Raw genomic sequence first — 14,966 nt, 5'->3', positions numbered from 1 at the left:
AGGGTTCACGACTTGACGACCGCCAGCGCGGAGTGGGGCCGGACGTCCCCCACTGCGGGGTGGTGGAGGCGATCGACCTCGGTGAATCCGGCTTCGCGCAGGATTTCGGAGAGCTGGTCGGTGGGGTAGCGGTAGGCGGTGGTGACTTTGTGGGGGAAGGGTTCGACGGTGTCGGTGGACTCGAAGAAGCCGATCACCAGGCGGCCGTCCGGGGTGAGCACCCGGTGGAATTCCGCCAGCACGGTGGGGAGTTCCGCGGGGGTCATGTGGATGAGCGAGAACCAGGCGAGGATGCCCGGGACGGACGCGGTGGGGGCGTCGAGGGCGCGGATCGAGCCGAGCTCGAACGGGATGTCCGGGTAGGCCGTCCGCGCGTAGGCGATGAATTCGGGGACCAGGTCTATGCCGGTGGCGGGGACACCCGCGTCGGTGAGCAATTTCGTGAAGTTTCCGGGGCCGCAGCCGAGATCGAGGACGGGGCCAGGGGTCAGGTGGGTGAGGGCGAAGGCCGCGTCGTCGGGGGCGAGGTCGGAAGGGGAGCCGAAGAGATCGATGTAGAGGGTGTGGATGGCGGTGTAGGCGGCTTGGACGGTGTTGTCGGGCACCCGGTCGACGCTAGTCACTGAACAGGGCATGCCCGGTTCCGTCCACCGTTTGTGATGAGAAGACCCGGGTAGTCGAATGTAGGGAGCCGTTTTCCCAGTCGTAGACACGAAGGGATCGACGATGCCGATCAAGCCTGTTCGACGCATTGCTCGCGCACTGCTGGGGACCACATTCGTGGCCGCCGGAGTGAACGGGTTGATGAATCAGAAGCCCCGCGCCGCCGCCGCCAACGCGCTGGCCGAGAAGGGCAGGACCGGCCTGCCCGACGCACTGGCGGCACGGGTGCCCGACGATCCGAGTCAATTCGTGCGCGTGAACTCCGCGGTGCAGGTGGTGGGTGGGTTGTTGCTGGCCAGCGGCCGCGCGCCGCGGCCCGCGGCTCTTGTGCTCGCCGCGACCGTGGTGCCGGGAACCGTCACCGAGCAGGACTTCTGGGCCGAGAACGACCCGGACCGCAGGGCGGTCAAGCGGGTGGGGTTCTTGAAGGACCTCGGGTTGCTCGGCGGGCTGATGATCGCGGCGGCCGACACCGAGGGCAAGCCGTCGCTGGGCTGGCGGGCCCGGCGCGCGTTCTCGCGTGAGGAGCCCCGCATCGCGGCCGAAGGCGCTGCCATCGCCGCGGCGGCCAAGGTTCGTGGCGCGCATCTCGCCGATGTCGCCCACGAGCAGGGCGCGCATCTGGCGGAGGTCGCGAACGAGCGGGGCACCGCGCTGGCCGAGATCGCCCGCGAACGTGGGCCGCAGCTGGCCGACGCGGTGCGCAGCCGCAGTGCCCATCTGGTCGAGGTGGCCAAGGATCGTGGTCCCGAGGTGGCCGAGGCGGTGCGCAGCCGTGGCGCTCACCTGGTCGAGGTGGCCAAGGACCGCGGTCCCGAGGTGGCCGAGGCCGCGCGCACTCGCGGTGCCCAGATTGCCGACGTCGCCAAGGAGAAGGGCCCCGAGCTGGCCGAAGCCGCGCGCGAACGCGGCACGTATCTGGTCGATACGGCCCGCGAACGCGGTTCGGAATTGGCCGCGGCGGCGCGGGAGCGTGAGGAGATCGCTGCTCCCACCCGCCGGTGGTCGAGGCGATAGCACCCGAAGCTCGGAGGCAGGCCGGATCCACGATGACGTGGCCGATCCGACCGGTCTGTCCGTGATGCCCCGATAATCGTGGTCTGGCGCTCCTACCTACTGTGGCGCACCATAAATCCGGGGTCGGGCATACCGACGAACTCACCGCGCGAACCTGACATCGGGGCAATCCCGGCGAATTAGGTTTGGCGGTGAGTTCTGGTGTGAATACTGGGCATTCGCAATGCTTTTCGACAGAGTGGGATCCATCTGATGTTGTCCGGTCGTGAAACGTCCAAGCCGTATGCCGTTCGAGTCGCAGTGGTGGGAGCGGCGGTGCTGATCGGGCTGCTCGGTTCGGCGGGAACCGCCGCGGCGCTTCCGGGTTCGGGCTCGGCATCCGGTTCGGCCAGCGGTTCCGCGGACTTGGCCTCGGGTTCGGCGTCCGGGTCGGGTGCGGTCGATCCGGCGGTCGCTTCCTATCTCACCTGGCAGTCGACGCAGTTCATCCACAACACCCTGCGCATGCTGCTCTCGGTCCCGCTGCGCAACAGCTAGTTCCAGGTTTTTTCCCAGCGCTCCGCTGCCCAGTCGCGCACCTCGCCGCTGAGCAGAATCGCGGGCAGCAGCAGCGCGAAGCCGATCAGCAGGATCGCCAGGCGCACCCACACGCTGAGTTCGCCGAGGGCGCGCAGCAGCGCGGGCAGGACGCAGAGCACGGCGAGCGCGACGAGGACGATCGCCGCGAGATTGTGTCCCGGCCCGGCGATCAGCGCGGCGCAGATGCCGAAGCACAGGCCGAGGACCAGGCCGCCGACGCCGACGAAGTAGTTGTCCCAGGAAAGCCAGCTCGGGCGGGTAGACCGGTGAGTGACCACGCCGCGCAGCCTAGCGCGCTCAGCTGTCGCTGTGCGGCGGTCTGGGCCACGGGTTTTCCTCCAGCTGTTCGACCGACCGGTTGAACTTGCGCATCAGCCTGCTGAGCTCGGTGACATCGTCGGCGTCCCAGCCGGCGACGACCTTGCCGATATCGCTGCTGCGGTGCCGTCGGTCGGCTTCGAGCGCGGCCTTGCCGTCGGCCGTCATCTTGATCTTGCGGGCGACACCGCCGTCGGGATCGGGAACCCGTTGCACCAGCTCCTGCTTCAGCATCGCGCCGACCTGGCGGTTGATGGTGGAGATGTCGAGCTGGAAGGCCTCCGACAATTCGCGCAGGCTCAGCGGTTCGCCGAGATCGAGCCGGGTCAGGATGAGGAACGCCGATCGGTCCAGCAGGAAACCGGGGCGTCTGCGGGTGGTGGTGGGGAAGTGCCGCGAGATCAGGTTCAGCTCGAACACCAGGCGGGTGAACGGGGTGTCGTCGGCGGGGCCGGAATCGGACATGTGCCAACTATGTCGTGTGGGTCACCGCGGCACCAAATTGTGTACTATGCACATGCTGTGTACTGTGCAATTTTGTGTCTGTAACCGCCGAGGCCGCACCGGCCGTCCCCGAAACCCGACGTCCGGCCCCGGCCGTGCTGATCGCGGTGCTCAGCACGGTCGGCATCGTCGTCTCGCTCATGCAGACGCTGGTCATCCCGATCATTCCGTCGCTGCCGACCCTGCTGAACACGTCGGCGTCCAATGCCTCCTGGGTGGTCACCGCCACCCTGCTGGCCGGCGCGGTGTCGACGCCGATCGCCGGGCGACTCGGCGACATGTTCGGTAAGCGCCGCATTCTCGTCACCAATCTCGGGTTCATGATCGTCGGCTCGGTGGTCTGCGCGACCGCGAGCTCGCTGCTGCCCGAGGTGATCGGCCGGTCCCTGCAGGGCATCGCGGTGGGCGCGATCCCGCTGGGGATCAGCATCATGCGCGACGAACTCGCGCCCGAGAAGGTCGGCGGCGCGATGGCCGTGATGAGTGCGACCCTCGGTGTGGGCGGTGCCGTCGGCATGCCGTTCTCGGCGCTGATCGCGCAGAACGCGAACTGGCACATGCTGTTCTGGACCGCGGCCGGACTCGGTGTGGTGTGCGCGGTGCTGGTTTTCGTGTTCGTGCCGGAATCGCCGGTACGCACGCCCTCACGCTTCGACTTCGGCGGCGCGATCGGGCTGTCGATCGCCCTGCTCACGTTGCTGATCGGCATCACCAAGGGCGCCGACTGGGGCTGGGCCAGCGGCTCGATCCTCGCGCTGTTCGGTCTGTCGCTGGTGAGTTTCCTGGGCTGGGGCGCCTATGAACTGCGCCGCACCGCGCCGCTCGTCGACCTGCGGGTATCGGCCCGCCCACGGGTGCTGTTCACCAATATGGCCTCGATCGCGGTCGGCTTCTCGCTCTACGGCATGTCACTGACGTTCCCGCAGCTGCTGATGGCTCCCGAGCAGACCGGCTACGGTTTCGGTCTGTCGATGGTGGTCGCGGGCCTGGCGATGGCGCCGACCGGTCTGGTGATGATGCTGCTCTCACCGGTCTCGGCGCGGCTGTCGGCGAAGAAGGGCCCGAAGTTCACGCTGGCACTCGGCTCGGCCGTGATCGGTATCGGCTACCTGTGCGCGGTCGTGATGATGGACGCCGTGTGGCAGATCATGCTGTCGGCGGTCATCGTCGCGGGCGGCGTCGGCCTGGCCTACGCGGCCATGCCCGCGCTGATCATGGGTGCGGTGCCGCTGAACGAGACCGGCGCCGCCAACGGCCTCAACTCGCTGATGCGTTCCATCGGCACCTCGACCTCGGCGGCGGTGATGGGTGTCGTGCTCGCTCACATGACCATGCAGCTGGGCCCGCACATGGTGCCGACCCGGTCGGCGTTCCACACCGCGTTCTTCATCGCGATGGCGGGTGCGGTCGCGGCGATCGCCCTGACCATGTGCATCCCGATGGGCAAGAAGAAGGCCGACTGAGTCAGACCGCGATCGGCGAGTACACCACCAGCGACCAGTCCCGGCGCGGCACCAGGGCCGCGCCGAGGGAGTGCACCGCCATCGACATCGGCGCGCCGGTGCGCGGATCGCGCAGCTGCACCACCGGGCCGTCGGGTCCGAGCGCGACCGGGGGCTCGGTGGTCCAGAACTTCTCCCATTCGGGAGCCTGCGCGCACGTGTCGACGATCTCGGCGATCCGTGCCCGCGCCGCCAGTCCCGGCCCCATCACGCGAAACCCGTAGACGCACATGTGTACTTGCTGCTCCCAGTCGACCATGGCCGTCCTGGCGCGCGGATCGAGGAGCATCCACTCGAGCATCGACGCGCCCGTTTCCAGGCCGGGAAAGACGAGCCGCCACGCGGCATTGGTGGCCAGGACCTCGTAGACCGGATGCAGTTGCAGGCTGGCCGGGTGGGTGATCCCGTCGATCAGCACCTGGTCGGCCGGGCGGACCAGCGACGGTGGCGAGTCGTAGCGATGTGCCACCGACAGCGAGACCAGGTGGTCGCGAAACACCTCGGGCACGTCGAGTGCGTCGAACAGCGCGGTGAGCGCCTCCAATGTCGGTGTGCGGGTACCCTGTTCGATCTTCTGGATGAGAGCGGGCGAGATGCCCGCCGCCTCGCCGAGCGCCGCCCTGGTCAGGCCCGACGATTCGCGGCGTTCGCGCAGGTACCGCGATATCGACGCGTTCGGGTCTTCCACAATGCACTCCTGTTTCGGTCGCCGGTACAAATTGGGACAGTCGTCTAGCTTGACCGAGGGTAAAGGTTTCGAAAAACTCATGTCAGCCGAGTGGGAGACCGCCTGGCTGCCCGGTCGCCGCGCCCAGGACGATTTTCGGCCTTTGTGCTGGTCGGGCCAGTGTGTTCCGGAGCGGAAGTGTTCGACACCACCCCTGCGCGGACGATTGTCGCCGGAGGGGACGGCGCGCGCGCTCCTGGTGCGCGCCGAGAGCGATTGCCGGGCTGATACCCGGGTGGCGCAGGGGTCCATCCGGTGGTCGCCCGTCCGCTTCGGAAAACACACGTGAGCGGGAACCGAAAGCGCTCGTGATTCGTCCAATAGGTCAGAAGGACGAACGAGAGCGGGGGGCGATGACGCAGATTCGAACCGAACGACCTGGACGGCGCACATCCTGGATCGTCGGCATCTCCGGGATGCTGGCGGCGGCGACGGTCGTCGCTGTCGGACTGGTGTGGTGGCAGCACGATTGGGGTGATCAGTTCCCCGCGCTCGACAGCGAACGTCTCGACGAGCAGCAGATCGTGCTCGTGGATGTGTTGCGCCGCGAATACGAGCAGCCCGGCGACGGCCCGAAGTACGCCGAGGGCGTCCAGGAGGCCTGGTGCGCCGACTTCGTGAGCTGGACGATGCGCGAGGCGGGCAGGCCGCTGGCGAACCCGAACTCCGGTTCCTGGCGCATCCCCGGCGTGTACACGCTGCAGGAGTACTACCAGCAGGTCGGCCGATTCACCCGCCCCGACGTCGGCTATCGCCCGCGCACCGGCGACGTGGTGCTCTACGGTCCCGACAGCCCGCTCGGTCAGCACACCAACATCGTGCTGAAGGCGGAGGGGGACACGATCACCACCATCGGTGGCAACGAGCTGGGCGGGGTTCGGGTACGCACCATCACCCCGGCCGAAACCGCCGATCTGGTCGGTTACGGGCGATTCTGAAATCGATTGGCGCTCAAGACAACTGCGATGATCCTGGACGGCGGTACCACGCTGATACCCGTACCATGGAACTCGCGGCGCCCGGCAGCGCCGTTGCCGGCTCCTCCGTCCTGCTTCCCCCTCATCGGCAGGACGGGGGAGTTGTGCCACCAGCAGCGGGTTCGCCGACGTCACGTACCGTGTTCGATGTGCGTGTGAAGGTGGACGGAGAGCCACGTCGTGACCCGATGTGGATCGAGTACGCCGATTTCGGCGAACGGTTCGTCACCTACGCGGTGACCGAGGAGCGCATCGCCGCCGCCGTGTCGGGAATGACCGGGCGTGGCGTGAAGATCGGACCGTTCTCGCTCGGGCCCGCGGGATTGGCCGGTTTCGTCGCCGAGGGCACGCTGGGCACTCCCGTGGTCACCCGCACGCCCGGTGACGCGCTGAGCTTCGGCGTGCGGATCCCGCTGACTCTGGCCGTGAACCTGGTTCTCGGCGGACGCAAACTGCGCTTGGCCGCCGTGGTGGAGATCGGGCTCACGCTGCACGCCCGCACCGCCGCTCCGCTGCTGGTCTTGATCGATGTCGCCCCGGTGACGGCCAAGGATGTCAGCTTCACGTTGCGCGCCGAGGCCATCGACGGTGCGTGGGAGATGCTGCTCGACCCGATCGCGGGCCTGGTGCAGCGCGAGGTCGCCAACCGGGTCAACGCCATCGTGGGCGATCCGAAGGTCCGTTCGGAGCGCGTGTTCGACATCGAGGCGATCCTGGACGGCTACCGCTCACCGCATCGCAACGACACCGTCTTCGACTGGATCGACTACCGCGAGTTCGGTCTGCGCTTCTTCACCACCATCGTCACCAGGGATCGCGTGCACGGCGTGGTCGGCCAGATGGCGGGCAGCGAGATCGAGGTGGGACCGCTGTCCGAGGGTCCGCGCGGCGCGGCCACGGTGACCGTGCGCGGGGCGATCGAGCAGCCACGGGTGATCGACCGTGGCCTCGGTGAGCCGGGTGACCTGCGAGTCTTCGATATGACGCTGCCGGTGGGGCTCGACATCACCGTCGACGTGCTCAAGGCCAACCACTACCGTGCCGACCTGGAGATTCCGCTCGTCCTCACGGCAAGGGCCGCCGAGCCGCTCCAGATCGTGATCGAGGTGCCGCCGCCCGCGCTCGAGGACATCTCGATGGAATTCACCGCGAAGGGCCTGCGGGCGGCCACCCTCGGCCGACTGGCCGGGATCAAGAAGCAGGTCATGGCGCAGGTCGTCGCGGTGGTCAGCACCGAGCTGGCCGATCCGACCGGACGCACCATCGATGTGGGCGCGGCGATCGACGGCGCGACCTGACTCGTGTGACTCGTGGGGCGAATGTTGCCCTTGGTTCTGGCGGTTCCCCTGGGGTTGTGGTGCAATGAGTCGCACGTTCTAGACCTCCCGGCGCGCGAGATTCGGGGAAGGCGCGCCGGGTTCGCTTACCGGTTGAAGGTCGGGTTGCGCGAAGGAGTCCTGCGATGCGTTCTGTTCCGGTGACCCGGCGGAAGTTCTTCGGGTTGGCCGCCGCCGCGGCCACGATCGGTGCCGGCCTCGCCGCCGCACCTGCCCGCGCCCAATCCTTCGGCACCATGGTCGACTACGCCGCGGGGGTTCCTTCTGCCGCGTCGATCGCGGCCGAAGGACATATCGGCGTCATCCGCTACGTCTCCGAGCGCAGGCCCGGCGCGGAGTGGATGGAAGGGAAACCGCTGCTCGCCGCCGAGGTCGAGGATCTGTGGACGCACGGCCTGTCGATCGTGTCGAATTACCAGTTCGGCAAGGGCCCGACGGCCGACTGGCGCGGTGGCCTCGAAGCGGGCAAGGAACACGCCGAACGCGGCTGGGCCATCCACACCGCCGCGGGCGGACCCGACACCGCGCCGATCTACGCCTCCATCGATGACAACCCCTCCGACGAGGAGTTCGAGGAGATGATCGCGCCCTATATCGAGGGCTGGCAGTCGGTCCTCGGACCAGAACTCGTCGGCATCTACGCCAACGCGCCGACCATCGACCGCGCACTCGACGCGGGCCTGGGTTCCTGGTTCTGGCAGCACAATTGGGGCACCGAGCGCGGATTCGTGCACGACTCCGCGCACCTGCACCAATTCGAGATCGACAAGCGCGCGATCGACGGCATCGGTGTCGACCTGAACCGGGTGCTGGCCGAGGACTACGGCCAGTGGTGAGTTAAGTCTGGCAGTGGCACGTCGACCCGTGACGCAGGTCGGGCTCATCGTCGGGCATCACGCACAGCGGCGCCCTGGTGTCGGGTGCGGAATGGTTCCCGAGCCACGACATCAGCGACCACCGCGACAGACCCGACAGCGCCGACCCGACGCTGGCGAACGACAGCGAGGAGATCGCGGACCCGAACGACCCGATCGAGCCGATCGACAGCACCGATCCGACACTACCGATCGACAACACCGAATAGGCCGATCCGATCGACAGGATCGACCCCTCGGATCGATACGAGAGAATCGAGCGGCTGCTCCGGCTCGACCGAACATTCCGGGAAGAACCATGCGTGGTCGCCATCGTCTCGGTCTACCACACCGCTCATCCAGCGGGAACCCTGCGCGAGCACAGAGCAACGTAAGCACATGGGTAACTCACGAGACTCACTCGCCGAATCTGGAAGATCCTCTTGACAATGCTCTGAAAGCCCAGGTCAGGGCGGCTTCTGTAGAAGTAGATGGCTTTCGCGAGTACATGGGTCTCACATGCCGATAGCTTGCGATTTGTTCGACCTCAACCAGCATTGTCGGGGAATGTTGATACTCTGACCTGCACATATTGAAACCCCAGGTCGCTGCGCGACCGTTTCTCTTCCGTTGGTGCCTGCGACGTCGGCGATTAAATGGTTTGGTTGATGGCACCTGCGCGCCCAGACCTGAAAAAGTCCGCATGGTCTCGGTTTGCGCGAGGTGACACCTGGTGATGTCACAGACCAATCTGTCAGCAGTAGAGCTCCTGAACGAGTGCAGGGCATGGGTGGCTTCGGCAGGCACGGAGTGTCTTACGAACCCCCGAGAGGTTGACATTGCCGTGTACACGGCAACCTTTACGCAATCGGCCTGCGGGAACAGAGTGTCTCGCGAACGATCGTTTCGATCCACCTCGGGGTGTAGTTCGGGGTACCGGTAGAACTCGCCGAATTTTGGGGCGGATTTGAAGGTTCCGCGCGAACCTAACCAGCGTCGACCGTGGCCGCGCTTCACTCGGCAGTGGTACATCAGAGGGGTATCACGTACCAGAAATACGCCTTCCGTCGATACTGCGGGAACCTGGAGTTTCCAGAGAAGAGGATTCTTGTGCGCACACATTCTCGAACTTGTTCGTCATGAGGGAGGAGCCGAAGGTGCCCTTCCGGATGCCGGTCGAGGACGTCTTCGAGGTCAACCGGTGCATCGTCATCGGCGGTCGCGTCGAACAGGGTACGGTCTGCGGCGGCGATGTCATCGAGATCTCGGGCGACGACGGCACGGTCACCGCAACCGTTGCGCGCGTGGAATTTCTCTGCTGGCGGGGAGTCGGTGAGCCCACCGGATGGCCGGGCGACAACGTGGGACTGAGGCTTCGGAAAGTCTCCCCGGGGCAAATCCGCGTCGGCTGGATCGCGATCGCGGTGCAGCACTCTTGATCGCAGCCGATATCGCTCGCCCGCGCGATCAGGTGGCCGGGTGCACGCGCACGGTGCGTTCGGTCTCATCAGCGCCACTTGATGGTGCGAGAACACCGCCATCTACCGCTGCGAGTCACAGCGAACCCGTCCTCGGTGCCCGCCCGGCGAGTGGGTGTTCGATAAACGTTTCCCGAACATCGGTTGGCGGCCCCGATGCAGGTGGACTCATATCCAAACAAGCGTTCTTGCATGGTTTTTCGTGTTCGGTCGTGGTGGGTGCAGGATGTGAAGGGATGTAGCGGTGGCGCTACCGACAGCGATAAGGGTGGTCATGGAGATCGAGTTGGCGGACGCCGTCGCGGCGTTGCGTGATGAGTTGTTGACCGCCGCGGCGCGGGGTACCGGGGCGGCGTTGAATTTCGAGGTCGGGCCGATCGAGTTGTCGTTCGAGGTCGAGTTGCGTCGTGATGCCAAGGCCAAGGCCGGGTTCAAGGCGTGGGTCGTGACCGGTGACGCCGAGGTCGGTGCCGGGCACGCGCGCAAGCAGCGAGTCACCCTGACCTTGACCCCGAAGAACCCCTCTGGTGGAGACGTTTTGGTGGGTAGCGACCAGCAGCACAGCGTTCCCGACACCGACACCGACACTGGCGAGGAGCGCTTCGAGCGGTAACCGCCAGCTGGGCTGAACGTTCGCCGAGGAATAGTGGAAGTCGAGGTTGCGGTCGGGTGCGGTGGAACCAGTTGGTCGGTGTGACCGGCGCGGGCGGGTCGGGGTCGGGGTATCTGATCGCACCCGGCCTGGCCTTGACCTCGGCTCACGTCGTCGGACAGCGGACGACCGAGGTGACGGTGATCCGGCCTGGCCACCCCGGCACCTATACGGCGGCCGTGGCCTGGTGCGGGCGCGCGGGTGGGATCAGTGACGCCGCGCTGGTCGAGATCGGTGACCCGGCGTGGATGCCGCAGCCGGTCCGGCAGGTGGTGTGGGGCCGATGCGTGACTCATCAGCCGGGGATCGCGTGCCGGACCTGGGGAATGCCGGATTTCGCCCAGCGCACCGGGAAGCCTTCGGAGACCGAGCAGCCGACCGGCACCATCAACCCCGGCGACGGCTACGTCGACAACCGGCACATCCTGCACCTGGCCGAACATCCACCCAACGCGTCGGGGGACTCACCGTGGAAGGGGATCTCCGGCGCAGCGGTCTACTGCGGCGGCCTGCTGACCGGTGTGGTGGCCACCGATCTCGACGGTCGCGGACACGCCGGCCTCGGCGTGGTCCCTGCCCACATCCTGTTGCAGGTACCGGAATTCCGAGAGGTGGTCGAACGTCACTGCGGGCCTACCGGGTTGGCGTTGGCGGCGGTGGAGTTGCAGGATCTGGCCGATCATCAGTCCCCGACTCGCGCCGCGGCGGAGGGTACTCCGGCGACGTTGCTGACTGCGCGACGCGCGGTGGTCGAGTTCCGTGGTCGCGACGATGCGCTCGCCGACCTGCGCGTCTGGGCGTCCGAGCCCGGGGTGGGGATGTGGTTGGTGCACGGTGCGGGTGGGCAGGGCAAGACCCGGCTCGCGCACCAGCTCGGTACCGAACTCGCCGCGCGCCGCTGGTCGGTGCTGTGGCTCGACCCGGCCGTCGACACCGCCGAAAGACTGCGGGTGCTCGGACAGGTCGTGACAGGGTTGCTGGTGGTGATCGATTACGCCGAAACACGAGTACCGCAAGTGGGGGTGTTGCTGACCGAGCTGGCCGCTCATGTCGGGGACCGGCCGGTCAAGGTAGTGCTGCTGGCCCGCACGGTCGGGGAATGGTGGACCCAGCTGGGCGCGACAAGCGACGCGGTCGGTGACATCACCACCCGCGCCCGCCATACCACCCTGGGCCCCCTCGACAACGACGCCGAATCCCGGCAGGCCACCTACCGCGACACGGTGGATGCCTTCGCGCGCGAGCTTCCCCGGCTCGCCGAACTCGGCGAAGCCGAATGGTCACGGGCCGCCACCAGCGTGCTGGCCCGCCCGTATCGGGATCCCGGCAACGACACGACAGTGCTCGGGGTGCAGATGGGGGCCCTGGCCGACCTGCTCGACACCCACCACCCCACCACAACGCCCCCGGCGGGTCAGCACAGCCTCGAAGACCGGATCCTCGACCACGAAAACCGCTACTGGACCGCCACCGCCACCCATCACAACCTCGACGAACTGGGAATCGCCACACTCAAGGACGTCCTGGCCGCCACAATCGTGCTCGGCGCCACCACCAGCAAAGAACTCGGGCAGATACTCACGCGGATACCGGATCTCAGCGACCAGCCGCGCTTGATCCACACCAGGATCCGGGACTGGCTGATGAGCCTCTACCCAGGCCAGGGCGCCGGCGGCTACGCCGGACTGGGACCCGACCGGCTCGCCGAACAACTCGTGGGCAGGCTGATGCTGCACCCGACCCGCGACTGCATCATCGAAACCCTCGCCGAAACCACCGGCGACCAAGGCGAAGCCGAGCAGCTGCTGACCGTCTGCACCCGCGCCGCCACACACCCCACCCTCACCGCCACCACCGATATCCTCACCACCTGGTGCGTGCGGCACCCCACCCTGCACGTGGCCGCGGTCCGAGTCGCCACCCGCGTCGAAAACCCCGAACCCCTGATCACCGCACTCGACCAGATCGCCGCCACCCCCGGCACCCCATCCGACACCCTCACCACCCTCCACGACGCCATCCCACACCAGACCCGCGTACTCGCCGCTACCGCCGCAACCCTCACTCACGCCCTCGCCGAGCACTACCGCCACACCGACAACCAACCTCTCCTCGCGACCAGCTTGAACAACGTCTCGGTCCGGTTGGGGGCGCTGGGGCGCCGCGAGGACGGCCTCGCCGCGAGCGAGGAAGCCGTGAGGATCTACCGGGTGCTGGCCGAACACCACCCCGACGCCTACCTCCCCGCCCTCGCGACCAGCTTGAACAACGTCTCGGTCGATTTGGGGAAGCTGGGCCGCCGCGAGGACGGCCTCGCCGCGAGCGCGGAAGCAGTGAAGATCCGACGGGTGCTGGCCGAACGTCACCCTGACGCCTACCTCCCTGAACTTGCGATGAGTTTGAACAACATCTCGGTCCGGTTGGGGGCGCTGGGCCGCCGCGAAGACGGCCTCGCCGCGATCGCGGAAGCAGTGAAGATCCGACGGGTGCTGGCCGAACGTCACCCCGACGCCTACCTCCCCGACCTCGCGGGCAGCTTGAACAACATCTCGGTCGATTTGGGGGAGCTGGGCCGCCGCGAAGACGGCCTCGCCGCGAGCGAGGAAGCCGTGGGGATCTACCGGGTGCTAGCCGAACGTCACCCCGACGGCTACCTCCCCGACCTCGCGGGCAGCCTGAACAACATCTCGACCCGGTTGGGGGCGCTGGGCCGCTACGAAGACGGCCTCGCCGCGAGCGAGGAAGCCGTGGGGATCTACCGGGTGCTGGCCGAGCGTCACCCCGACGCCTACCTCCCTGAACTTGCGATGAGTTTGAACAATGTCTCGGTCCGGTTGGGGGAGCTGGGCCGCCGCGAAGACGGCCTCGCCGCGAGCGAGGAAGCCGTGGGGATCTACCGGGTGCTGGCCGAGCGTCACCCCGACGCCTACCTCCCCAACCTCGCGACCAGCCTGAACAACATCTCGGTCGATTTGGGGGAGCTGGGCAGCCGCGGAGACGGCCTCGCCGCGGCCGAGGAAGCCGTGGGGATCTACCGGGTGCTGGCCGAGCGTCACCCCGACGCCTACCTCCCCGACCTCGCGATGAGTTTGACCAACATCTCGGTCGATTTGGGGGAGCTGGGCAGCCGCGAAGAAGCCCTCGCCGCGGCCGAGGAAGCCGTGGGGATCTACCGGATGACAGCTGAGCGTCATCCGGCGGTGTATGGCGTCGACGTCGAACGAGTGCAAGAAGTGCTCGAGTGGTTGCGGTCCACCCCGTCAGGAAACGAACCCGACTGACCGGCCTTCCACTGGGCACCGCAGAACGGGGTGTCGTGTGCACCACAGGGCAGACTGCCACAACCGCCGACAGCCGGGGATTTATCTCGAAGTCTCTACGTATCCTCGCCCGCGATGAGAAACGCGAGTGTTCGGAAAACGAACTTGGTCTCAACCGGTCAATGCATCACCGCTGGTGGATGATGTCCGGTTGTGGAGGTGATCGTGCGCATGGTGGGTAGTGAACGGTTCGGGGAATCGATCCTTGTCAGTGGGGTAAGCAAGAACGATGTTCTCCCGGTTTTCCGGAGTTGGTTTGCTTGAAGTAGTACGCCGCTGCTCGGCTAGCGCTGGTGGCGCAGACAGGAGCAAGGGGTGGTACCGCGCATGTACGCGGTGCCACCCATTCGCGGTGTGGGGAACCAACCACCTCACCGACGGCTGACTGCGACATGACTCGCCAGCCTCAGATGGCTACTGGTGGTCATCCACTGCCGACCGCTCCTGTGCTGCCTGATCGACTGCGAGCGAGCAGGCGATCACTGTCGCATCGGAAAACGTGCACGTCAGCCGAATTTATGACAACTAGATGGTAATCGGACACGGATCGACCGGTACCGTCGGCGCTATGATCAGCGGTGATCGCTTCAGCGAGCACATTGGTAACTCACGAGACTCACTCGCCGAATCTGGAAGTTTCCCGACAATGCCCTAAAAGACCAGTTCAGGGTGGTCTTCTGGAGAAGTAGATGGGCTTTCGCGAGTACATGTTCTCACCATGTACTCACGTGGGGCTAGCGTGCGGCGGCTGTCGTTATCAACGTTGGCAGCGTCGGGCGTCGTTGGTTTAGTAGTCCGCTGAACAGTGGATACACCGGAAATATGGACAGTTGCCGCTGTGACATCGGCTACTTGCGTTGGGGCATGTGAGTGGCGTTGGTTGACGTCAGCATTAAATGGCGGGTTTGATGACAAGCCACCGCGGTTGGCCAGCGACCAAGCCGCACACGAGTGATTGGGTGGTGTGCGGTTGCTGGCGTCCTGGAATGCCCGGCGGAGCGGCACGCTCGGCGCGATAGAAACACGACGACGCGATCA

14 protein-coding genes are annotated in these 14,966 nt (G+C 66.5%); 9 read left to right on the top strand and 5 right to left on the bottom strand.

What is annotated here, in order from left to right; genetic code table 11:
- Positions 1-5: 5 nt before the first annotated feature.
- The gene (locus ACFULV_RS02880; protein WP_378652355.1) at positions 6-605 is read right to left on the bottom strand and encodes a class I SAM-dependent methyltransferase; all 600 of its coding nucleotides are present in this window, start codon (positions 603-605) and stop codon (positions 6-8) included.
- 121 nt (positions 606-726) lie between these two features.
- Here ACFULV_RS02880 and ACFULV_RS02875 point away from each other — a divergent pair, with 121 nt between their 5' ends.
- Together ACFULV_RS02875 and ACFULV_RS02870 are read left to right on the top strand one after the other, a co-directional pair.
- Positions 727-1,680: a DoxX family protein gene (locus tag ACFULV_RS02875; RefSeq protein WP_378652352.1), complete on the top strand. Its 954-nt coding sequence runs from the start codon at positions 727-729 to the stop codon at positions 1,678-1,680.
- Between the two features lie 252 nt (positions 1,681-1,932).
- Positions 1,933-2,217, top strand: coding sequence for a hypothetical protein (locus tag ACFULV_RS02870; RefSeq protein ID WP_378638172.1), 285 nt, complete (start codon positions 1,933-1,935; stop codon positions 2,215-2,217).
- Here ACFULV_RS02870 and ACFULV_RS02865 read toward each other — a convergent pair.
- Positions 2,214-2,537, bottom strand: a complete 324-nt coding sequence (locus tag ACFULV_RS02865) for a hypothetical protein (RefSeq protein ID WP_378638174.1) — start codon at positions 2,535-2,537, stop codon at positions 2,214-2,216. The two genes, ACFULV_RS02870 and ACFULV_RS02865, sit on opposite strands and share 4 nt — an antisense overlap.
- Positions 2,538-2,556: 19 nt before the next feature.
- On the bottom strand, positions 2,557-3,042 hold the full coding sequence (locus tag ACFULV_RS02860) for a MarR family winged helix-turn-helix transcriptional regulator (protein ID WP_378638176.1): 486 nt from the start codon (positions 3,040-3,042) through the stop codon (positions 2,557-2,559).
- A 74-nt stretch (positions 3,043-3,116) separates the two neighbouring features.
- On the opposite strand from ACFULV_RS02860, the gene ACFULV_RS02855 reads away from it, so the two are divergent.
- Positions 3,117-4,544 carry an MFS transporter gene (locus ACFULV_RS02855; protein WP_378652349.1) on the top strand — a complete coding sequence of 476 codons (1,428 nt, stop codon included), beginning with the start codon at positions 3,117-3,119 and terminating at the stop codon, positions 4,542-4,544.
- 1 nt (position 4,545) lies between these two features.
- On the opposite strand, the gene ACFULV_RS02850 is transcribed toward ACFULV_RS02855, so the two are convergent.
- The gene (locus ACFULV_RS02850) at positions 4,546-5,271 is read right to left on the bottom strand and encodes a helix-turn-helix domain-containing protein (RefSeq protein ID WP_378638181.1); all 726 of its coding nucleotides are present in this window, start codon (positions 5,269-5,271) and stop codon (positions 4,546-4,548) included.
- 392 nt (positions 5,272-5,663) lie between these two features.
- On the opposite strand from ACFULV_RS02850, the gene ACFULV_RS02845 reads away from it, so the two are divergent.
- From ACFULV_RS02845 to ACFULV_RS02835, 3 genes are all read left to right on the top strand, one after another.
- A complete protein-coding gene (locus ACFULV_RS02845) occupies positions 5,664-6,248 on the top strand; it encodes a CHAP domain-containing protein (RefSeq protein WP_378638183.1) in 585 nt (194 codons plus the stop codon).
- Between the two features lie 188 nt (positions 6,249-6,436).
- Complete coding sequence (locus ACFULV_RS02840; RefSeq protein ID WP_378652346.1) at positions 6,437-7,585, top strand: hypothetical protein; 1,149 nt, start codon at positions 6,437-6,439, stop codon at positions 7,583-7,585.
- Between the two features lie 164 nt (positions 7,586-7,749).
- Positions 7,750-8,460 carry a DUF1906 domain-containing protein gene (locus ACFULV_RS02835; RefSeq protein ID WP_378652344.1) on the top strand — a complete coding sequence of 237 codons (711 nt, stop codon included), beginning with the start codon at positions 7,750-7,752 and terminating at the stop codon, positions 8,458-8,460.
- A 1-nt stretch (position 8,461) separates the two neighbouring features.
- Here ACFULV_RS02835 and ACFULV_RS02830 read toward each other — a convergent pair whose 3' ends face one another.
- A complete protein-coding gene (locus ACFULV_RS02830) occupies positions 8,462-8,812 on the bottom strand; it encodes a hypothetical protein (protein ID WP_378638190.1) in 351 nt (116 codons plus the stop codon).
- Positions 8,813-9,647: 835 nt separating this feature from the next.
- Between ACFULV_RS02830 and ACFULV_RS02825 the strand changes: the two genes are divergently transcribed.
- The 3 genes from ACFULV_RS02825 to ACFULV_RS02815 all read left to right on the top strand — a co-directional run bounded on the left by ACFULV_RS02825 (position 9,648) and on the right by ACFULV_RS02815 (position 13,889).
- The gene (locus ACFULV_RS02825; RefSeq protein WP_378652342.1) at positions 9,648-9,917 is read left to right on the top strand and encodes a hypothetical protein; all 270 of its coding nucleotides are present in this window, start codon (positions 9,648-9,650) and stop codon (positions 9,915-9,917) included.
- A gap of 313 nt (positions 9,918-10,230) precedes the next feature.
- Positions 10,231-10,569 carry a trypco2 family protein gene (locus ACFULV_RS02820; RefSeq protein ID WP_378652338.1) on the top strand — a complete coding sequence of 113 codons (339 nt, stop codon included), beginning with the start codon at positions 10,231-10,233 and terminating at the stop codon, positions 10,567-10,569.
- A gap of 56 nt (positions 10,570-10,625) precedes the next feature.
- Positions 10,626-13,889, top strand: coding sequence for a tetratricopeptide repeat protein (locus ACFULV_RS02815; protein WP_378652335.1), 3,264 nt, complete (start codon positions 10,626-10,628; stop codon positions 13,887-13,889).
- Positions 13,890-14,966 lie beyond the last annotated feature (1,077 nt).

Origin of the sequence: Nocardia sp. NPDC057272 (genome assembly GCF_042668615.1) — a bacterium.
Taxonomy (GTDB): domain Bacteria; phylum Actinomycetota; class Actinomycetes; order Mycobacteriales; family Mycobacteriaceae; genus Nocardia.
This window is presented reverse-complemented; position numbering and strand designations above follow the sequence as displayed.

Bases quoted from the DNA above. Each gene is read 5' to 3' on its own strand.
- ACFULV_RS02875 (WP_378652352.1), top strand. From the start codon at position 727: ATGCCGATCAAGCCTGTTCGACGCATTGCTCGCGCACTGCTGGGGACC.
- ACFULV_RS02870 (WP_378638172.1), top strand. From the start codon at position 1,933: ATGTTGTCCGGTCGTGAAACGTCCAAGCCGTATGCCGTTCGAGTCGCA.
- ACFULV_RS02860 (WP_378638176.1), bottom strand. From the start codon at position 3,042: ATGTCCGATTCCGGCCCCGCCGACGACACCCCGTTCACCCGCCTGGTG.
- ACFULV_RS02845 (WP_378638183.1), top strand. From the start codon at position 5,664: ATGACGCAGATTCGAACCGAACGACCTGGACGGCGCACATCCTGGATC.
- ACFULV_RS02835 (WP_378652344.1), top strand. From the start codon at position 7,750: ATGCGTTCTGTTCCGGTGACCCGGCGGAAGTTCTTCGGGTTGGCCGCC.
- ACFULV_RS02830 (WP_378638190.1), bottom strand. From the start codon at position 8,812: ATGGCGACCACGCATGGTTCTTCCCGGAATGTTCGGTCGAGCCGGAGC.
- ACFULV_RS02825 (WP_378652342.1), top strand. From the start codon at position 9,648: ATGCCGGTCGAGGACGTCTTCGAGGTCAACCGGTGCATCGTCATCGGC.
- ACFULV_RS02820 (WP_378652338.1), top strand. From the start codon at position 10,231: ATGGAGATCGAGTTGGCGGACGCCGTCGCGGCGTTGCGTGATGAGTTG.